Annotated in this window: 18 protein-coding genes; 5 read left to right on the forward strand and 13 right to left on the reverse strand. The window is 30.8% G+C overall.

Annotated elements, in window-relative coordinates; all coding sequences use genetic code 11:
* Positions 1-25: 25 nt before the first annotated feature.
* The 8 genes from ACYX4H_RS00670 to ACYX4H_RS00705 all read right to left on the reverse strand — a co-directional run bounded on the left by ACYX4H_RS00670 (position 26) and on the right by ACYX4H_RS00705 (position 7,666).
* Positions 26-916, reverse strand: coding sequence for a tyrosine-type recombinase/integrase (locus ACYX4H_RS00670; RefSeq protein ID WP_476237306.1), 891 nt, complete (start codon positions 914-916; stop codon positions 26-28).
* A gap of 101 nt (positions 917-1,017) precedes the next feature.
* Positions 1,018-1,212 (reverse strand): 30S ribosomal protein S21, encoded by a 195-nt coding sequence (gene rpsU / locus ACYX4H_RS00675; RefSeq protein WP_475295259.1) that lies wholly within the window; start codon positions 1,210-1,212, stop codon positions 1,018-1,020.
* A gap of 100 nt (positions 1,213-1,312) precedes the next feature.
* Positions 1,313-2,479, reverse strand: a complete 1,167-nt coding sequence (locus ACYX4H_RS00680) for an acyl-CoA dehydrogenase family protein (protein WP_476238679.1) — start codon at positions 2,477-2,479, stop codon at positions 1,313-1,315.
* An 11-nt stretch (positions 2,480-2,490) separates the two neighbouring features.
* The gene (locus tag ACYX4H_RS00685) at positions 2,491-3,357 is read right to left on the reverse strand and encodes a ComEA family DNA-binding protein (RefSeq protein ID WP_476237307.1); all 867 of its coding nucleotides are present in this window, start codon (positions 3,355-3,357) and stop codon (positions 2,491-2,493) included.
* A gap of 21 nt (positions 3,358-3,378) precedes the next feature.
* The gene (locus ACYX4H_RS00690; RefSeq protein ID WP_476237308.1) at positions 3,379-5,001 is read right to left on the reverse strand and encodes an alanine/glycine:cation symporter family protein; all 1,623 of its coding nucleotides are present in this window, start codon (positions 4,999-5,001) and stop codon (positions 3,379-3,381) included.
* Between the two features lie 95 nt (positions 5,002-5,096).
* A complete protein-coding gene (locus ACYX4H_RS00695) occupies positions 5,097-6,128 on the reverse strand; it encodes a potassium channel family protein (protein WP_475295264.1) in 1,032 nt (343 codons plus the stop codon).
* Positions 6,129-6,132: 4 nt separating this feature from the next.
* Positions 6,133-6,357, reverse strand: a complete 225-nt coding sequence (locus tag ACYX4H_RS00700) for a PspC domain-containing protein (RefSeq protein ID WP_147136433.1) — start codon at positions 6,355-6,357, stop codon at positions 6,133-6,135.
* A gap of 37 nt (positions 6,358-6,394) precedes the next feature.
* Positions 6,395-7,666, reverse strand: a complete 1,272-nt coding sequence (locus ACYX4H_RS00705) for a DUF2851 family protein (RefSeq protein WP_476237309.1) — start codon at positions 7,664-7,666, stop codon at positions 6,395-6,397.
* 116 nt (positions 7,667-7,782) lie between these two features.
* On the opposite strand from ACYX4H_RS00705, the gene ACYX4H_RS00710 reads away from it, so the two are divergent.
* From ACYX4H_RS00710 to ACYX4H_RS00720, 3 genes are all read left to right on the forward strand, one after another.
* Positions 7,783-8,178 (forward strand): DUF2721 domain-containing protein, encoded by a 396-nt coding sequence (locus tag ACYX4H_RS00710; protein WP_476237310.1) that lies wholly within the window; start codon positions 7,783-7,785, stop codon positions 8,176-8,178.
* Positions 8,179-8,190: 12 nt separating this feature from the next.
* Positions 8,191-8,553 carry a DUF2200 domain-containing protein gene (locus ACYX4H_RS00715; protein WP_476237311.1) on the forward strand — a complete coding sequence of 121 codons (363 nt, stop codon included), beginning with the start codon at positions 8,191-8,193 and terminating at the stop codon, positions 8,551-8,553.
* A 110-nt stretch (positions 8,554-8,663) separates the two neighbouring features.
* Complete coding sequence (locus tag ACYX4H_RS00720) at positions 8,664-12,533, forward strand: PAS domain-containing hybrid sensor histidine kinase/response regulator (RefSeq protein ID WP_476237312.1); 3,870 nt, start codon at positions 8,664-8,666, stop codon at positions 12,531-12,533.
* Here the strand turns inward: ACYX4H_RS00720 and ACYX4H_RS00725 are convergent.
* Positions 12,530-13,765, reverse strand: coding sequence for an ABC transporter permease (locus ACYX4H_RS00725; protein WP_476237313.1), 1,236 nt, complete (start codon positions 13,763-13,765; stop codon positions 12,530-12,532). The genes ACYX4H_RS00720 and ACYX4H_RS00725 overlap by 4 nt on opposite strands.
* 6 nt (positions 13,766-13,771) lie before the next feature.
* Here ACYX4H_RS00725 and ACYX4H_RS00730 point away from each other — a divergent pair, with 6 nt between their 5' ends.
* Positions 13,772-15,028, forward strand: coding sequence for an exo-beta-N-acetylmuramidase NamZ family protein (locus ACYX4H_RS00730; RefSeq protein ID WP_476237314.1), 1,257 nt, complete (start codon positions 13,772-13,774; stop codon positions 15,026-15,028).
* A gap of 43 nt (positions 15,029-15,071) precedes the next feature.
* Here the strand turns inward: ACYX4H_RS00730 and ACYX4H_RS00735 are convergent, their stop codons facing one another.
* Genes ACYX4H_RS00735 through ACYX4H_RS00745 form a run of 3 tightly spaced genes read right to left on the reverse strand, consistent with a single transcriptional unit; the run spans position 15,072 to position 17,310 of the window.
* Complete coding sequence (locus ACYX4H_RS00735) at positions 15,072-15,896, reverse strand: glycerophosphodiester phosphodiesterase family protein (RefSeq protein WP_476237315.1); 825 nt, start codon at positions 15,894-15,896, stop codon at positions 15,072-15,074.
* A 31-nt stretch (positions 15,897-15,927) separates the two neighbouring features.
* On the reverse strand, positions 15,928-16,761 hold the full coding sequence (locus ACYX4H_RS00740) for a sterol desaturase family protein (RefSeq protein WP_476237316.1): 834 nt from the start codon (positions 16,759-16,761) through the stop codon (positions 15,928-15,930).
* Positions 16,762-16,818: 57 nt separating this feature from the next.
* Positions 16,819-17,310, reverse strand: coding sequence for a YkgJ family cysteine cluster protein (locus tag ACYX4H_RS00745; protein WP_476237317.1), 492 nt, complete (start codon positions 17,308-17,310; stop codon positions 16,819-16,821).
* 167 nt (positions 17,311-17,477) lie between these two features.
* Between ACYX4H_RS00745 and ACYX4H_RS00750 the strand changes: the two genes are divergently transcribed.
* Positions 17,478-18,179, forward strand: coding sequence for a class I SAM-dependent methyltransferase (locus tag ACYX4H_RS00750; RefSeq protein ID WP_476237318.1), 702 nt, complete (start codon positions 17,478-17,480; stop codon positions 18,177-18,179).
* Between the two features lie 66 nt (positions 18,180-18,245).
* Here the strand turns inward: ACYX4H_RS00750 and ACYX4H_RS00755 are convergent, their stop codons facing one another.
* Entirely contained in the window at positions 18,246-19,973 is a 1,728-nt protein-coding gene (locus ACYX4H_RS00755) for a TonB-dependent receptor (RefSeq protein WP_476237319.1), read from the reverse strand.
* Positions 19,974-19,999 lie beyond the last annotated feature (26 nt).

Below are 19,999 nucleotides of genomic sequence, written 5' to 3' on the forward strand. Positions count from 1 at the left end.
TTTATGGTTAGACAATATTTTACTGTTATTTTTTGCTTCTTGGGTGTGCTTTTATATGTACTTTTTTAAGTTCTGCTATACTGTTATGTGTGTAAACTTGTGTAGCAGCTAAGCTAGAGTGACCCAAAAGTTCTTTTACAGCATTTATATTTGCACCTTGATTAAGTAAATGTGTTGCAAATGAGTGCCGCAGTATGTGAGGACTCTTTTTAACTTTTGAAGATGCCTTACTAAAATAGTTATTTATTATTCTGTAAACAAGTGTTTCGTAAATTTTAACGCCTTTTTTTGTTAAAAAAAAACTATTAACATCTTTTATTTCACTTAATTCATTTCTTAGCGTTATATATTTTTTTGCTGTTTGTTGTACTGTTTTTAATAACGGCACAAAACGCTCCTTATTTCTTTTACCTAATACTTTTACCGTTTTATTATTGAAGTTTATATTTTCTAACTTTAAATTTACTAGCTCTATTCTTCGTATTCCTGTTGAATAAAATAATTCTATTATGAGTTTATCTCTAACACTTTCAAAGTCTGTTTCATCATAAAAATCATCTAAAACTGTAGTTATTTCTTTTTCTGAAAAAGGTATTTGAACTTTTTTAGTTGTTTTTAGAGCTTTATGTTTTGCTAAAGGGTTACTATTAATAAGCCCCGTTTTTAAAAGAAATTTATAATAGGTGTTTAAGGCTGATATTTTCCTATTGACTGTTTGGTTTGATATTCCGTTTTCAACCAACTCAACTATCCAACGTCTAATTTGAGCATAATTTACCGTATCTATGCTAGAGTTTTTATATTCGTTAGACACGAAGGCAGAAAAACTTTCAATATCATTCTCATACGCATTTACTGTTAATTGCGAATAGTTTTTTTCTAATAATAAATAATCTGTAAATGCAGCTAAATTCATTTTAAAAAATAGTTGTTAGCTATGAATATACAAATACTAGTTTAATTTTAGGCAAAAAAAATCCCGCTTAGTTAAGCGGGATTTTTTTTATTAGTGTGCTGTTATACTTCTTCAGCATCTCTTAAGCCTTGTATATATTGCGCTTTTTGTACTTGCGCTCTACGAGCTACAGAAGGTTTTGTAAACTGCTTACGTGTTTGTAATGCGCGTTTTGTACCTGTTCTGTCAAACTTACGCTTGTAACGTTTTAACGCTCTATCTATATTTTCGCCTTCTTTAATAGGTATTATTAACATAGTATCTTAACCTCCTCTCTTTTAAAGATTTCCGTTTTTTTACGTAACGGGCTGCAAATGTAAAAATTATTTAATAAGTAACAACTAAAAAAATATTTTTTTAAGTAGCTGGTTTATAATCTTTACCGTCTATAATTATTTTTGAGAGTATTTCTCTTAAAATTTCTGAGGTTCCGCCACCAATTGGTCCTAATCTACTATCTCTAGAAAGTCTTGCCAACGGGTACTCTTCCATGTAGCCGTAACCACCTAAAAACTGTAAACATTGGTAGATTACATCATCGGCCATTTGTGTTGATTTTAATTTAGACATGGTAGCTTCTTTCACAACATACTCACCTCTATTTAATCTGTAGGTTACTACATAATTAAATTGTTTACACACCTCCATTTCAGTGTATAAATCTGCTAGTTTATGCCTTAATGCTTGAAACTTATCAATGGTTTTACCAAAAGCAGAACGTTCTGCCATATATTTTTGGGCGTATTCTAGTGCAAATTCTGCTCGTGCATGAGCATTTACTCCCATTATTAAGCGTTCTAATGAAAAATGCTGCATTATATATGAGAAGCCTTTATTTTCTTCGCCTAATAAATTAGTTGCTGGTACTTTTACGTTATCAAATGCAATTTCACCAGTATCAGATGCTCTCCAACCTAATTTATCTAGTTTTGTAGCGCTTATTCCGGGAGTATTTCTATCTAAAACAAAAATACTTATGCCTTTATTACCAAGCTCTGGGTTTGTTTTTGCTGCAACTATTAAATAATTACTGTAAACACCATTGGTAATGAATGTTTTTGAACCATTAAGCACGTATACATTGTCTTTTTTAACAGCCGTTGTACGCATGCCTGCTACATCACTTCCGCCAAAAGGTTCTGTTATACAAAGGCAACCAACTTTATCTCCAGAAATACTTGGTACTAAATATTGTTGTTTAATGGCCTCGTTCCCTTCGGCATTTAAATGCGTCATAGCTAGGTATATGTGAGCCCAAACAGCTGCTGCAAACCCTCCTGAATTAACTTTTTGAAGTTCTTCTAAGAGAATAACCATGTAAAACATATCTAAATTTAAACCGCCGTAGGTTTCAGGATAACTTATACCTAAAAAACCCATATCACCAAGTTTCTTCCAAATAGAAGTATCAATTTCCCCTGTTTTTTCCCATGTATTTACATGAGGAACTACTTCTTTTTGTAAAAAATCTTTTAAACTTTCGCGGAAGAGATTATGTTCTTCGCTGAAGTACATATTGTTCATTTGCATTTTTTTTAATAGAACGACAAATATAATTTAATTATATCGATTTTGTTTAACGGAAAGCTCTTAACTTTCAACAATTGTTCAAAATTTTTATAGCCTTCAAGTAAAGTTCGTTGCTCTATAATGTTATGAGCTACTTCATAATCTATATATTGAATAGTAACTAGCTCATTAACAGTGGCGGTATTTATATTTATTTTTTTTATTTGTCTTGGTGTTTTTACAGTAAACTTTTGCTTAATATTATTAATAACTTGGGGTGTTAAGCCATACACCTCTTGCAGTTGAATATCTGCAATAAAACCGCCTGCAAATTTATTTCTGTATTTAATAATACGTTTTGAAAGTACATTGCCTACCCCGTTTACGGTTTGCAATTGAATAGCAGTTGCTTTATTTAAATCTAGCTTTTGATTAGATGTTTTTACTGTTTTTTGTGGATATTTATGTAAATTACTTGAAGTTGCATTACGCTTCCACTCTGGGAATTTAAAATATGGTGAAATAATATTTAAAAGTGAATCTGAAACCAAGGTTACTTTTTGAAATTCTTCTGAAGAATTAACCCATTTATCTTGCTTTCGGTATGCCAATAGCCTGTCTATTTCTTCATTAGTCATTCCTAAAGTTTCCGCTTTAAAATCGGTTATAAAATTAGGATTAAATGGAAATATTTTGGGTTTTCTAGCTGCAAGTTCTGCTTGCTTTAAAGAATCTATTTCTTTTTGAAATGTATTATATAAATTTTTGTCAACCGCTATTGATTTTGCTGTATGCGGTATAAAAAAATAAACTGTTTGTAATGCGGCTATAATTAACAATAATAAAAAAATCCCATTTCGTTGTTTTTTTGTGAACGTGAAATGGGATTTCATAATATTTATAATTTAAATTAATTACATATGCTTTGTAAGATCTTCGGCACCTTCATCTAAAGCTTCTTCCTTTACATTAATGGCTTTCATGTACTTTTTCAATTCTTTACTAATTATTGGTGAAAGTACAATTACACCTATGATGTTTGGAACAACCATAGCGAATATCATGGCATCTGAAAAATCAACCACAGCACCTAAGCTAATTGATGCCCCTAAAACTACAAAAAGTAAGAATAAAATTTTATAAACTAAATCACTAATTTTTCCTTTTCCGAATAAAAATATCCAACCTTGCATGCCGTAATAAGACCATGAAATCATGGTTGAAAAAGCAAACAGTATAACAGCTATAGTTAACACAATTGAAAAATGTGGTATTACGGTATCAAAAGCAGTTGCCGTAAGTTCTACACCTTCTTTAATTGGCACACCGTACTCCATAAACTGACCATCAAAATTGGTAATTACAATAACTAAAGCCGTCATTGTACAAATAACTACAGTATCAACAAATGGCTCTAAAAGCGCTACAATACCTTCACTTGCTGGATATTTTGTTCTTACGGCAGAATGCGCTATAGCTGCACTACCTACACCCGCTTCATTTGAGAAAGCACCACGCCTAATTCCTTGAATCATGACACCAATTAAACCACCAGCAATACCTAAACCAGAAAAAGCACCTTCAAAAATAAGCCCAAAAGCATCATCAATTAAATGCCAATTAGCACCTAAAATTATTAAAGCAGCCAACACATAAATTCCTGCCATAAAAGGCACTACTTTTTCTGTTACTGAAGCAATACGCTTTATACCACCAATAATTACGATGGCCACTAAAAATGCCATTACAATACCAAAGTACATACCAGCATTAGAGTTTTCAAAATTAAAAAGCTTTGTAAACTGAGCAGCAGCTTGGTTGGCCTGAAACATATTACCGCCACCAAAAGAGCCTCCAATAACAAAAATGGCAAATAAAACAGCCAATACTTTACCAAAACCTTTCATACCCTTTTCACCAAAACCTTTGGTTAGGTAATACATTGGGCCTCCGTAAACGGTACCATCTTCACCAACATCTCTATATTTAACACCTAATGTACATTCTGCAAATTTAGAGGCCATACCTAATAAACCGGCAAGTATCATCCAAAAGGTAGCTCCAGGGCCACCAATTGATAATGCTACAGCTACACCAGCAATATTACCTAAGCCAACAGTGGCAGACAATGCTGCTGTTAGTGCTTGAAAGTGAGACACTTCACCATGGGCACTATCATCTCTTAATGTCTCTATTATATTATGATCTTCGTTTGGAGTTTGGTCACCATACAAAGTATCTGCACCATGTTTTTCTATATCTTCATATTTACCTTGAACCACTCTAATAGCGGTTCTAAAACCTGTTATATTAATAAACCTAAAGTATATTGTAAAAAAAAGGGCGCCACCTATTAAAACGATTAGCACCCACGGAATTTTGTATGTTTCAGAAAACGGAATTTCGTAAAAAATGGCTTCAACAAACCAACCTGTATAGTCTTTAAAAGCACTATCAATTTTTTCAGAAGTTGTTTCTTGTGCAAATGTTAATAATGGAAAAATAATTGAAGTTATTGTTAGAAGATATTTCTTCATTTGAGTATTATAATTAGTAAGTTTTTGTTAATAAATTGTTATTAATGGTAGCAAGATGCTAAAAATTATTGAATATTTAAAATAAGTAGCGTTAATTATGGTGCTTCAATGTCAATATCAAATGTTGAATTAAGCTCATTAATTTGTTCTGGGCGGCCTAAAACTATTATTTTAGAATTTGGTTCTAACACCATTTCTGCTTCAGGATTTACAGTATAAACTCCTTTTGAGTTTTTGTAACCTATTATATTACAGCCTGTTCTTTTCCTAATATCTAAATCTTTAATTGTTTTTGGTATTTTAGATTTATAAAGTTTTTCAATACTAACTTCTTCAATATTAATATTGGCTTCGCCTACTATAGATAAATTATCAATAAACTCCATTAAACCTGGTACAACTACTAAAGATGCCATGTGGTCTCCACCAATCATGTCTGGCAAAATAACATTATTTGCACCTGCAAGTTTTAATTTATTATATGATGATTCTTGCGATGCTCTACTTATTATATTAATATTTTTATTCATTTGACGAGCTGACAGAACTACAAATAAATTATCGGCATCATTGGGTAAGGCAGATATAAAGTTTGAAGCTCTATCTACACCTGCGAGCTGCAATATTTCATCTTCATTTGCATTGCCAATAACGTATGGAATATTATCTGCTCTTAATTTTTCTTCAATTTCTTTATCTTTTTCAATAACCACAAAAGATTTATTATGCACCATTAATTTTCTTGCAGCCTGTTTACCATTTCTTCCGTATCCGCAAATAACTACATGGTTTTTAAAACTATCAATTTGTTTTTGCATCTTTTTATGTTTTAGTTCTTCAACATCATTTTTGCTTAAAATATATTCAGTTATAATAGAAATGGCGTAACCAACAATTACTACACTTGCTAAAATTAAAAATATAGTGAATACTTTGGCTTGGTCATCTAATGGCACAACTTCACCAAAACCAACAGTAGTCATGGTAATAACCGTCATGTAAAGTGCATCTACCCATGTATAACCCGAAATAAATTTATAACCCACAACGCCTACCAACATTAAAATTAAAAGTAAAGTTAGTGCTGTGTATATTTTAGATCTGAAAAGTCTTATTAACGGATTCATACAATTATAAATCAAAAACCGATGAGCGTTTGGTATAAATTAAGTCTTTAATGCGCATCCAAAAGGCTAAAAACAAGTATAAAGCAAAACCAAAACCTACTGTTACAAAGGTTAAATACATAAAAGATAACCTTACTACTTTTGCCCTAATGCCTAACCTATCTGCAATACGTTGGCACACATAGTAACCATGTTTTTGAAAAAAATATAGTGGCTTGTACTTATTCATGCCTGCAATTTAAAATTTAGTTTACTAATTTAGAAGTTTATTTATTTAAAATTGAATTACCTATAGCACACTGCAAGCATTTATTTTTATTACAGTACTCTTTTTTAAGTTGTAATAGTGCCTGAGATTGTAGTGCAGATTTTGACACTTTTTTTAAATTATTAAATGCTGTAATAATACTATTCTTTTCTGAAGTTATGGCTAGAGCAATTTCAATAATTTCATCATTAATAACGTTGCCTTTTTGCTTAGCATAGCAAAACTTTATTGGTAAAATAGTATTTATTAATAGTAAGTCTATAAACGATTTTGTTAGTGCTTTTTTAGTTTCTTTTGATGTTTTTTGAAAGGTATAATGTGTTTTCCAAAATTCACTTGTTTCTACTGAAAATAGGTTGTAAAAATCTTCAAGTGTATTAGTTTCAATTACTTTTGAAAACAAATTTTGATGTTTGTTATATAAACTTGCCAATTGTGACAACCTTATGGTAGGAAAATTTAATGGCCGCAGCCTAAAAAACTGCACAGGAAAAACGCCTGTATTGCTTAAACCAAACTTTTGTTTTAAAAACGTATAATCATTTTGCAAATTTAGGTAATAAGGTTCTTGTACAGTATCTTGCAATAACCCTGCTTGCCCAAAAAATAAAGCCTCTAAGTATTGTTTGTTATTTTGCGTTTTTCGTATAACTGAAAAATCTACAGATTGTGCAATGCTAAAAAAAGCATCGGCATTAACTTTGAGTCCAAAATTTTTAGCTAATTGGTTAAATAAAACAGCCTCCCAATTATTTTTTGATGTTTTTAGTAAAGCTTCAATAGCTTCTGTTTTTTGCTGTAAACGCTCAAAAAATAAGCGTTCTAACCAATTATTTAATAAAAATACATCGGATTTTGCAAAATCATGTTGGCAATTAATCCATTTATCTTCTTTACTAAAAAGCGCTCTGTAGTCGTTTAAAATACTTTCACTTATGTACTCTTTTAATTGTAGTGTTGGTATTGTAGTGTTATCACTTCTAAAAATCTCAGTATCATCTTCCCAAACTACATGCAATATAACATTATCATAATTTTTATCGGTTTCATGATTGTGCAAAAACCAATCTGATGCTTTTACATGAATTTCTACATTACCTGCCCATAATTGGTTGTTAATGGTTATTTGTGCATTAAAAAAATCTGGACCTGTATTATTATTATATTGCCCAACACGGTTTATTGTAACAGTTTCTCCTTGGGTTGTTAGCAACTTAGAGCTATTAATTTTTTTATGTTTCCAGAGGTAATGTAAAAAATTTTCTTGCATGCTTCAATATAAATAATTTATACTTTCTGTTTTAATTATACTGAAAACAAATTGTATTTTTAAATTAAAAAATTACAATTTTTAAGTTTGTAACTTTGTTGTAAAGCACAAGTTTAATGGAAGCACTTACACTAACTACACCTGCCCTACTATTTTCGGCAATATCATTAATTATGCTAGCCTACACTAACAGGTTTTTAGCTTACGCTGCCATAATTAGAAGATTACACGATAAATATACTGTAAACAAAAACAGTGTTTTAAAAGCACAAATACAAAATATAAAAAAAAGATTATACTTAACACGGTCTATGCAAATACTAGGCATTACTAGCCTACTTTTATGTGTACTTACCATGTTTTTAATTTACATAAACCAACAAACCATTGCTGTGTGGATTTTTGGTTTAGCACTACTGTTACTTATTGGCTCTTTAGCTCTTTTAATTGTTGAAATTCAAATATCTGTTAAAGCTTTAGAACACCATATAAGTGATATTGAAAAAAATTAAATAGTAAAATTTATGAAAACAACACCAGAACACAATGCCCGTATAGCTAATTTAAAATTTGGATCTGTATACCCTCATTACGTAGATAAAGTTGTAAAAAAAGGACGCACTGTTGAAGAATTACACCAAATAATAGAATGGCTTACAGGTTTTAATAAAAATGATATTGATGCTTTTATTGAAAGTAAATCTACTTTTAAAACATTTTTTGAAAAAGCCACCATACACCCAAATGCTAAATTAATTAAAGGAGTTATTTGCGGTTACAGGGTTGAAGATATTGACAACAAACTAACACAACAAACACGTTACTTAGATAAATTGGTTGATGAATTAGCTAAAGGTAAAAAAATGGAGAAAATTTTACGTAGTTAAACTAAAAACAACCATTACATAAAAATAACCTTACACAAAAAGGTTGTTCATCGGTTATATTTCTTACATAGAAAAAGTTTTTATATATTTAAGTAAGAAATACAATTTTTATGAAATCCAACCATAATAAAAAATTGTATGACTTAATTAAAGAAGACGCCTCCTTTTTTTCAACCATTCAAGAAGGTTTATTAGAAGGTTTACAATCATGGAATATAGATAGCCCTATAGACCAATGGATTACCCCACGCATCTTACTTTTTTTAGGTTATGCCCCATCACAAATGCCCTTTTTATCAAGCGCTATTCTTGATATTATAAATGCCCACGACCTACAGTTAGCCTTACAAAGTTTTAAAACACATTTAGAAAACGAAAACCACCCGTATGATGAAGAAATAAGGTTTACCCATAGCAATGGAAATACTGTTTGGATTAGAAGCAGAGGGTTTGCCTCGCGAGACAGCAAAGGCAAACCAGAAAAAATGTTTGGCTTTCATCAAGATATTACAGAGTTAAAAAAACTTCAGCAAAAATTAGAATTAAAAGAAGACTCCACAAACAAAAAAGAGCAAATATTCATTAATATTTTTGAGCAATCACCCCTAGCTATTCAAATTTATAATAGAGAAGGCAAACTAACTAACGCAAACAAGCAAACACTTACACTTTTTGGTATAAAAAACATAAGTGACATTATTGGTTTTAACCTTTGGGAAGACCCTAACCTTACACCTGAATATCGTGAACAATTAAAAGCCGGTAAAACAATAAAAATTCCGGCTACTTTTAATGCAAACCCGCAAAACCCTTCAAACATTATTTATGTTGAAAATTTGGTGCTTCCTATATATTCTAAAAACAAAATTACAGGCTATTTAGTGCAAGTAACCGATATAACCGAAAACAAATTAGCCCAAGATGAATTAAAACATAACGAAAAGAAATTCAGGAGTATTTTTGATAATTCAAATATTGGTATGATGTTGTGCACACCAGAAGGCATTATTACCGAAATTAATAGTGAATTTTTAAATATTACTGGTTACACTAAAAATGATTTAATAAATACGGCATACAAAAACATACCTTCATTTAAGGTATTTGAAAATGACATTGAAAAGCTAAAACAGCTCATAAAAAAAGAAATAAAAAACTACCGCCTTGAAAAACAATTAATAAAGAAAAATGGCAATCCAATTTGGCTAGACATTGTAATTACTGCCAGACAAAATAAAGAAGGCAGAACAGATATGCTCATTATTATGGCTAGTGATATTTCTAAAAGTAAAAAAACAGAAACATCATTACAAAACATGCTTAATGAGCTTAAAATTATTTATGACCACAACCCTTCTTACACCTACCTTAAAGACACAAAAAATAATATTCTAAAAATAAGTAACACTGCTGCAAATGCTATTGGCTTAAAAAAAGAAGATATTGAAGGTAAGCATGCCTCAGAAATTTATCCAAAAATGGCTGACACCTATTACAAATCTGATTTAGAAGTTATTAATTCTGGCAAACCCAAACTCAATTATTTAAACACATTACACCATAAATCTGGCGAAGTTAGATGGACGATTACCAACAAAATACCTATTAAAGAAAACGGCAAAGACGTAAGTGGCCTTTTAGTTGTATCAACAGATATAACGGAATTAAAACTAAACGAAGAAAAATTAAATGTTGCCATTGAGGGCGCTAACCTTGGAACTTGGGAGCTAAACTTAAAAACAAACGAAATTTACACCAATAAGTATTGGTTAGACCACTTAGGTTATGAGCAAAATGAAATTACCCTAAAACTAGATTGGTGGTATAGCATAATGCACCCTGATGATATTGAATACTGCAAAGATTTAATGATACAACATTTACAAGGAAAAACAGATATTTATAGAGCCGAAATACGCATAAAAAATAAAGCAGGCCAATATATTTGGGTACATGAACGAGGTAAAGTGGTATCAAGAAACGCTAATAATAAACCCATTTTAGTAAGCGGTATACATGCCGATATTACAAAACGTAAGACAAACGAACAAAAACTTATAAAACAAAATTACGATTTAAAAAAAGCCATTGAAAAGGCCGAAAACAGCGAAAAAACATTCAAACAATTATTTTATGAGCACTCTGCAATAAAACTTATAATTTGTAAAGAAACAGGCACTATTTATGACGCTAACCCTGCAGCAGCAAATTTTTATGGTTGGACTGTTGAGCAGCTTAAACAAAAGAAAATTTCAGATTTAAATTTATTATCGCCTTCTGAAGTTAAAGGCGTAATGGCCAAAGTTGCTAATAAAGAAAAACTACATTTTGAATTTAAACACAAAATAGCAGATGGTAGCATTGTAGATATTGAAGTGTACTCAAGCAACATTGTTATTAACAACAAACCTTATTTTTATTCTATTGTTCATGATATTACAGAAAAGAAAAAGCAAGAACAAAAAATTAAGTTATTAGGAAAATCTGTTGAACAAAGTCCGGTAGCTATTTTCATAACAAACAAAAATGGTATTATAAACTATATAAACCCAGCTTTTACTAAAATAACAGGTTACACTTATGATGATGTTAAAAACAGCACACCTAATATTTTAAATTCTGGTTTACACTCACAAGCATTTTATATTAATTTATGGAAAACTATTAAAAACAATAAAAAATGGACTGGTGAAGTACAAAACAAGCGCAAAAACGGTGCGTTTTATTGGTGTAGTTTAGCTATTTCGCCTATTTTGAATGAAAAAAATGAAATAACCAACTTTGTAGCAGCAAGCGAAGATATTACAGACAAGAAAAAGATGGTTGATGATTTAATTTTAGCCAAAGAAAAAGCTGAAGAAGCCAACAAGCTTAAAACAGAATTTTTAAATAATATTTCTCACGAAATTAGAACCCCTGTTAACGGTATAGTAAACTTTTCTGAATTTTTAAATGAACCTAATTTAGAAACCGAAAAACGCATACACTATGCCTCTGTTTTAAAAAATAGTAGCGAGCAGTTATTACATATAATTGATGATATTTTAGAAATTTCTACATTAAAAACTGAAAACATTAAGGTTTTAAACAAGCCTTTTAATTTAAACAGTTTCATGTTAGATATTTATTCTATATACAGTTTAAAATCAAAAGAAACTAACATACCTTTTAACCTAAATAAACCAAAATCTAAAGATGTTATTTTTATTAATTCTGATAAATCTAGAATTCAAAAAATACTCAAACACATATTAAATAACGCCTTTAAATTTACTCATAACGGTTATATAGAATTAAGTTACAATGTTTCTGGTAACAATGTTTCAATTTTAATTAAAGACACAGGTATAGGTATTGAAACCAAACAAATTAATCAAATTTTCAATCGTTTTTCACAAGAAAACAAAAGTATAGCACAAAACTATGGCGGACTTGGTTTGGGGCTTTCAATTGCCAAAGAAAATGCAGAACTTTTAGGAGCTACTATATCAATAAAATCTACCAAAGGCGCTGGTACTACATTTTTTGTAGACTTGCCAACTACCGTTGAAATTAAAAATATTGATGATACTACTTCAAAAAATAGTTTTGAAAAAATTGATAAAAACCCTGTTAATATTTTAATTGTTGAAGATGAAAGTTTAAACTTCATAATTTTAAAAAAGCTTCTTTTAAAGACAGGTCAAAACTTCAATATAATACATGCTTTAAATGGCCAACAGGCTATAGATTATTGCAATAACCAAACTATAGATTTTATTTTTATGGATATGAACATGCCTGTAAAAAATGGCTATATTGCCACCAAAGAAATTAAGGCTGTCTACCCCAAAAAACCAATAGTTGCGCAATCTGCTTACACTTTAGATAACGATGTAAAAAAAGCATTTAATGCTGGTGTTGATGATTTTTTAGCAAAACCTATTGATAAGAAAATACTATACAAAATTTTAAACAAGTATATAAAACTTAAAAGCTAATCAAACCTAATAGCTTTTACTGGCGATATTTTTGTAATTAAATATGATGGTACTAAAAGCATAATTAAGCACAATAGCAAAGTACCTATATTTAAAGCTATTATATAGCCCAAACTTATGTAAACTGGCGCCTCGGTTACATAATAAACGCTTGGGTCTAGTGTTAAAATTTTAAAATATTTTTGGGCAAACAGTAAACCCAAACCTAAAATGTTACCCCAAATTAACCCTAAAATAATTAAGTAAGAAGCGTTATATAAAAACACCTTTCGTATACTCCAATTACTAGAACCTAATGCTTTTAAAATACCTATCATTTGTGTGCGCTCTAAAATTAAAACTAAAAGCGCCGTAATCATATTTATTCCCGCTACTAAAATCATGATACCAATAATACCATAAATATTAGTATCAAAAATATTAATCCATTCAAAAATTGAACTGTATTTATTTGTAATAGTTTGTGTGTTTAATATTGAAGGTGTATTTTCATAAACCTCAACACCTTTTTGGTTCAACTCACTATAATCATCAATAAAAACTTCAAAATTACCAATTTGGTCATCGTCCCACTTGTTTATACGTTGAATGTGCCTAATGTCACCTATTATATAATTTGCATCAAAATCTTGAAAGCCAGAATTATAAATACCAACAATTTTATAAGTAATTATATTGGGTAACTTTTCAGGATCTTCTTTAATAAAAACCATTTGAAATGTATCATGTAATTTCAAATTAAGCCTGTTAGCTAAATATTGAGAAATTAAAACATCTTCATTTCTTTTGTTAGAGAAATCTGGCAATGCTCCTTCAACTAAAAACTCATTGAAATATTGCCAATTATAATCGGCACCCACGCCTTTTAAATAAGCCGCTTCAAAATACGCATCAGTTCTTACAACACCATATTTTGACACCACTGCTTGTATATGTTTTACACCATCTACGGCTTTAAATTCTGGGTAAAAATCTTGATTTTTTGAAATAGGTAAAATACTTTCCTCTGATGTGTTACTATCATAATTAGTAATAACAATATGGCCATTAAAAGCTACCACTTTATCTCTAATTTTTTGTTGCAAGCCAATGCCTGTAGCAATGGTAATCATCATAACCAAAACCCCAATAGCTATTGCAGCAATACCAATTTTTATTATTGGTGCCGAAACACTACTTTTATACGATTTACTGCTAATAATACGTTTAGCTAAAAAATACTCGAAATTCAATATAACATGCACTTTACCTTTGCCAAAAATACAGTTTTATTATTTGTTTTAGCATTAATTTCTTGCGGAAACACAAATAGCAAAAAAAACCAAGATAACAACCAAACTATTACACACAACATAATTAAAGAGCAAGATACATTACCTATAGTTGGTGCCAACCAAACACACTTGTATGTGCCTTTTTTAAAAGAAAAACGTGTTGGTATTGTGGCCAACCAAACTAGTGTTATTTTTAAAAAAAACAACCTTAAAAACGCTAATAATAACTATGTGCATGTAGTTGACTCTTTATTGGCTTTAAACATTAACATTGAAAAAGTATTTGCTCCAGAACATGGTTTTAGAGGAAAAGCTGATGCTGGTGAAATTGTAAAAGATGGTATTGATACCAAAACCAATATACCCATTGTATCATTGTATGGAAACAACAAAAAACCAAAACCCGAGCAATTAACTAATTTAGATGTGGTAGTTTTTGATATTCAAGATGTTGGCGCTCGTTTTTATACATATATTTCAACACTGCATTATGTTATGGAAGCCTGTGCCGAGGCTAATATTCCTGTTGTAATTTTTGATAGACCAAACCCAAACGGACATTATATTGACGGACCTATTTTAGAAACCGAACATAAAAGTTTTGTTGGCATGCACCCAATTCCGGTGGTTCATGGGTTAACCATTGCTGAATATGCTAAAATGATTAATGGCCAAAAATGGCTTGCAAACGGTATAACATGCAAGCTTAAAATTATACCTATAAAACACTACACGCACAAAACACCATACAAATTACCTATTAAACCTAGCCCTAATTTACCAAACCATATGGCCATAAATTTATACCCTAGTTTATGTTTTTTTGAAGGAACAAATGTTAGTGCTGGCCGCGGTACAAACAAACAATTTCAAATATTTGGTAGCCCTTTTTTAAATAAAAACACCTTTAATTTTGAATTTACACCACAACCAAATGAAGGTGCAAAATACCCCAAACATCAAAACAAAATATGCTACGGAAGTAATTTAACTACAACAAAAAAATTAGATGGTTTAAACCTACAATGGCTCATTAAAGCTTATAAAAACACTACAAATAAAGCAGAATTTTTTAATACATTTTTCACAAAACTGGCAGGAACAAAAATACTACAACAACAAATTGAATCTGGCATGCCTGAAACCCAAATTAAAGCCTCATGGCAAAAAGGTTTACATGCTTTTAAAAACGTTAGAAATAAGTACTTAATTTACAACTAACGTGTTAGTTTAACATTTTGTAACCTTCAAAAAAATTTAGCGCTTATTTTAATAAAGCAGTCAACCTATCTGGGTAATCTGTAATAATACCATCAACTCCTAAGGCGATCATATGTTTTAAATCTTCGGTTTCATTAATAGTCCAAGGTATTACTTTAAAATTTTCAGTTTGCAAACTATCAACAACCTTATTATTTAGCAACTCAAAATACGGACTTATAATTTCTGGTTTAAAGCTTAAAAGGGTTCTTTTCTCATTAATAGATTCGTTCTCATCAACCAATAAAGCAACTGGCATTTTAGGAGCTTGTTTTTTTATTTCTTCTAAAATGCGTGTATCAAAACTTTGTAAATTGGTATAATTAAAAGCTTCATTAGTATTTATAACCTTTAAAACTAAATTCACAAACTCTTTGGGCTTTGGTGTAAAAACATCATCATATTTAGGTTTTGCTTTTAGTTCAATATTAAATTTTATTTCAGGGTTTAATTGTTTTGCTGCTTTAAAAACAGCATCTAAAGCAGGTTTATGAGCTTTTATTTTTTTCTGAAAAGGGAAACGTTCATGGTGTTTTAATCCGCAATCAAATTGTTTTATACTATCAAAATGCATGTTGTATAAATTAAATTGCATATCTAAATCTTCAGGAATTTCGGTACCATCGGCGTTTAAACAATAAACTCTACTAATAAATGGTTCATGCGAAACTATTACAACACTATCTTTACTTACTACAACGTCAAGTTCTAAGGTATTAACACCTAAGTTTATAGCTTTTGTAAAAGCTTCAATAGTATTTTCTGGCATTAAGCCACGGCATCCTCTGTGGCCTTGTATGTCTATTGTTTTTTTGTTACTACAGCTCATTATTACCAAGATTATAAAATAATAACAAATTTTATTCTGGTGTAATAGTAGGTTTTTCATAAGGCTGAAACGGTTGTTTTAAAAGCTCTGCAATGCGTCCGTTTTTTTCTTCATCAGGAAACACATCAACACCATAAATTAAATGATCTCTATCATATTCCATGTAGGTACCCAATAACCTATCCCAAATTGAAAAAATATTTCCGTAGTTTGAGTCTGTGTAAGGCAACCTATAATGGTGGTGCACTTTATGCATATCGGGCGACACTAATATATAGCTCAATGCTTTATCTAAGCGTTTTGGTAACTTTATATTTGCATGATTAAATTGTGAACACACCAATGACAGAGATTGGTATAACATTACAATACCTATGGGTGCACCAACCAAAATAACACCAAAAAGCGTAAATGTAAAGCGTATTACACTTTCAATTGGGTGGTGCCTATTGGCTGTGGTAGTATCTACATTATGATCTGTATGATGTACTAAATGAACCATCCAAAGTATGCTTACTTTGTGTTCTACTAAATGAGCTAAGTAAGCTCCAAAAAAATCTAATAATAAAACACCAAGAAATATGTATAAACCTAGAGACATTTTTGGAAGCCAATTTATAATACCAAAGTTATTTGCGGTAACCCAATCGGCAGATTTTAACAATAAAAAAGCCAACACAAAATTAATTACAACCGTTGTTAGTGTGAAAAAAAAGTTTGGCCATGCATGTTTCCATTTTTTGTAGTTGAATTTAAAAAGTGGTACAGCGCTTTCAAGCAACCAAAAAAATGTTAATCCGCCCACTAAAATAAGGCTTCGGTGAGAAGACGGAATGGTATTAAAATAGTTTATAAAGTCTTGCATTTTTCAATTTAGTTTTCACTAAATATACAACACAAAAATAAATTATGCATGCATAGTTTATTTTATACGTTGTTTCATAGCTTCAACAATATTAAAAGCCGCAGGACAAATAGCTACATTTTTTAATGTTAAGTTTGAAATTTGCTGAAACTTTTTCCTGTCTGTATGCGGAAATTCACGGCATGCTTTTGGCCGTACATCATAAATTGAACAGTAATTATCTGCGCCTAAAAATGTACAAGGCACGCTTTGCAAAACGTAATCGTTCTCTTCATCAACACGCAAATATTGTTCAATGAATTGCTGTGGCTTTAACCTAAAAAATTTCGATATTCGCTCAATATCTTTATCTGTAAACAACGGCCCCGTGGTTTTACAACAATTGGCACACTCTAAACAATCGGTTCTTTCAAATTCATCTTCATGCAAATCTTGCATGATATAGTCTAAATTTTTTGGAGCCTTCTTTTTTAATTTCTGAAAGAACTTCTTGTTCTCGTTATGCTTATCTTTGGCCTGTTTTGGAAGATTATCTATGATGTCTTGCATGGAGCAAAAATAGTGGTTTTAGTTATTACGAAAGAAAAATGACTGAAGTAATCTATTAAAAATAAAAAGAAGATTACCACGTCATACATCCTAGTAATGACAAAAAATAGATTCAATACGCATTCAGTTCCTCTCTATGATGAAACGGGAATAACAACAAATAAACTATGAAAGACATTTTTGGAAAAGCATTGCTTGATTTTTTTAACGGACATTATACCGAAGACATCATAACATCAACTAGTATCTCTGCGGAAGACGAGTTACCACTACCCTATTTATTTAGAACATTTTCTGAAATGCCTGCTTTAGAAAAAAAAGCATTAAAATTAGCTAAAGGCACTGTTTTAGATGTTGGCTGTGGTGCTGGCAGTCATGGCTTATATTTACAAGAAAAAGGCTTAAACGTTAAAGCTATTGATATATCAAAAGGTGCTATTGAGGTTACCAAAAAACGCGGTGTTATTAATGCTGAAGTTTTGAATATTTTAGATGAAACCAATACGTTTGATACCATTTTATTATTAATGAATGGCACCGGAATTTTTAAAGAGTTAAAACAGGTTTCAAGGTATTTAAAACACTTGAAAACGCTTTTAAAACCAAACGGACAAATACTTATTGATTCTTCAGATATTAAATATATGTATGAAGATGATGATGGTGGTTTTTGGATGGATACCAACAGTAATTATTACGGTGAATTAGATTATTTTATTAGTTATAAAGGCGAAAAAGAAATACCCATGAAATGGTTATATTTAGATTTTAACACCTTGCAATTAGCTTGCGAAACCGTTAATTTACATTGTGAACTTGTTTTAAAAGGCGAGCATTTTGATTATTTGGCTAGGTTAAGCTCTCTTTAATTTCAATTTCATAAAAATAATTTATTGTTAGATTCCCGCCTTAGCGGGAATGACAAATAAGATTATTTAGAAATCAAACTTAAAAGTAGCTCCTGCTAAAAACTGAATACCTTGCACCGGGAAATTTTGCCAACGCTGGTATTCATTATTAGCTATATTATTGGCTTTTGCAAATACAGATATCTTATCGTTTATATGGTAACCCACATGAGCATTTGCATCAAAAAAACTATCTAAAGTTACTGTAAAAGGTGTGGTTAAAGTTACGCCATCATTTAAAAAATATTGGTCTTTACGTTCGCCAACATAAAAAATATTTGCGCCAGTAAACCAATGTTCATCAACTTGATAATCAAAAAACAAAGAACCCTTTATGTCTGGTAAATTCCAAGCTTCTTCTTCAACATCAGTAGAGTAGTTAAAATATTCAGCCTTAATACCTAATTTAAAATTTCGGCTTACATCAACATTAATTTCGCCCGAAACTCCAAAAGTATCAACATCATCATAAACAATACCATATGAATTTCCGTAGGAATACGGCTGATTTGCCATTAAAGTTATGTCATTATTTTTAAACAAAGCCTTGTTTCTGTCTGCTTTATAAAGTCCGCTAACATTATAACTCATGTTGCTAGAAAGCTTTCCTTTTAAACCAACGTAGGCATTATACTGTTGGTCTGTGGGAGTTATAAACAAGGTTGGAGATACAAACGGATTTTCAGAAGCAAAATCAAAATATGAATTTTGAAGCAGCTCTCCTTCAATACCGCCGTAAGCTATCAAAACATCATTAACCAACCTGTATGTAGCGGTAATATTGGGGTAAATGTAAAGATTACTTTCTTTATTTTCAGAATCTCTTGAAAAAGCCGCCGTTAAACCTAGATTTACCGTTAAATCGTCTTGTTTTAATTGAAATTGAGGTGATGCACTCACAATAAAATTGCCATATCCTAAAGATTCTTCATTGTAAAAACTTCTATCAAAATCGCCTTTTAAATAATCTATTTTAAAACTTGTAGAAATTTCTTCTCTGTTAATAGGAATATCAATTTTTGCATTGGCAATAAAACGGTTTTCGCCAGAGCCTTGGTTATCACCAAAACGCCTAAAAATAAATCCTGCCGAATTTATATACGTATCTTCAAAATTAATATCGCCTCCAAAATATGCGTTATAAAAGGTATGTTTTTCATCAATATCATCATTTATAGCTGTAGTAGTAAATGTTTCTGGCACACCGTACCAATTATACATTTGATGCTCAAAACCACCGTTAACTTTCCATGATAAATCGCGTAACTTGGTAGTGTAATTTACATTTAGTTTTGAAATGGAATAATTATCATCAAAACTTACACCATTAATACCACCTTGCGATGAATTGTGGCTTACGTAACCACCAACACTCTCGGTTCTATTAATGGCATGGTTTAAATATACTTCGCCCAAAATGGTTGTATAAGTACCAAAACCTAATGTGGCGTAATTGTCATACAATTTTATAGGTTTGCGTTTTTCAACAACAGCTGCTTTTCCTTTGGCAGGTGTAAAAGTTGAAGCCACCGGAAAAGAAAAAATATTATATTTTACTTCTTTTTTAGTTTGTGTGGTTTCATCATCTAGTGTTGGCGTTTCTTTAACCTTAAAAGCATCGGAAATTGTAGGTGTGTATGGTTTCACAACATCTATAACCCCTGTATTTATGGTGTCTTTACCTCTAGTTTGCGAAAAACCACAAGTTACACTTAGTGTAAAAATTATACTTAATATATGAATGTGCTTACGCATATGTTTTGTTTTACTATTTACAATTT

It is taken from the genome of Seonamhaeicola sp. ABD4_340 (assembly GCF_056312135.1).

Bases quoted from the DNA above. Each gene is read 5' to 3' on its own strand.
- ACYX4H_RS00670 (WP_476237306.1), bottom strand. From the start codon at position 916: ATGAATTTAGCTGCATTTACAGATTATTTATTATTAGAAAAAAACTAT.
- rpsU (WP_475295259.1), bottom strand. From the start codon at position 1,212: ATGTTAATAATACCTATTAAAGAAGGCGAAAATATAGATAGAGCGTTA.
- ACYX4H_RS00680 (WP_476238679.1), bottom strand. From the start codon at position 2,479: ATGAACAATATGTACTTCAGCGAAGAACATAATCTCTTCCGCGAAAGT.
- ACYX4H_RS00685 (WP_476237307.1), bottom strand. From the start codon at position 3,357: ATGAAATCCCATTTCACGTTCACAAAAAAACAACGAAATGGGATTTTT.
- ACYX4H_RS00690 (WP_476237308.1), bottom strand. From the start codon at position 5,001: ATGAAGAAATATCTTCTAACAATAACTTCAATTATTTTTCCATTATTA.
- ACYX4H_RS00695 (WP_475295264.1), bottom strand. From the start codon at position 6,128: ATGAATCCGTTAATAAGACTTTTCAGATCTAAAATATACACAGCACTA.
- ACYX4H_RS00700 (WP_147136433.1), bottom strand. From the start codon at position 6,357: ATGAATAAGTACAAGCCACTATATTTTTTTCAAAAACATGGTTACTAT.
- ACYX4H_RS00705 (WP_476237309.1), bottom strand. From the start codon at position 7,666: ATGCAAGAAAATTTTTTACATTACCTCTGGAAACATAAAAAAATTAAT.
- ACYX4H_RS00710 (WP_476237310.1), top strand. From the start codon at position 7,783: ATGGAAGCACTTACACTAACTACACCTGCCCTACTATTTTCGGCAATA.
- ACYX4H_RS00715 (WP_476237311.1), top strand. From the start codon at position 8,191: ATGAAAACAACACCAGAACACAATGCCCGTATAGCTAATTTAAAATTT.
- ACYX4H_RS00720 (WP_476237312.1), top strand. From the start codon at position 8,664: ATGAAATCCAACCATAATAAAAAATTGTATGACTTAATTAAAGAAGAC.
- ACYX4H_RS00730 (WP_476237314.1), top strand. From the start codon at position 13,772: ATGCACTTTACCTTTGCCAAAAATACAGTTTTATTATTTGTTTTAGCA.
- ACYX4H_RS00735 (WP_476237315.1), bottom strand. From the start codon at position 15,896: ATGAGCTGTAGTAACAAAAAAACAATAGACATACAAGGCCACAGAGGA.
- ACYX4H_RS00740 (WP_476237316.1), bottom strand. From the start codon at position 16,761: ATGCAAGACTTTATAAACTATTTTAATACCATTCCGTCTTCTCACCGA.
- ACYX4H_RS00745 (WP_476237317.1), bottom strand. From the start codon at position 17,310: ATGCAAGACATCATAGATAATCTTCCAAAACAGGCCAAAGATAAGCAT.
- ACYX4H_RS00750 (WP_476237318.1), top strand. From the start codon at position 17,478: ATGAAAGACATTTTTGGAAAAGCATTGCTTGATTTTTTTAACGGACAT.
- ACYX4H_RS00755 (WP_476237319.1), bottom strand. From the start codon at position 19,973: ATGCGTAAGCACATTCATATATTAAGTATAATTTTTACACTAAGTGTA.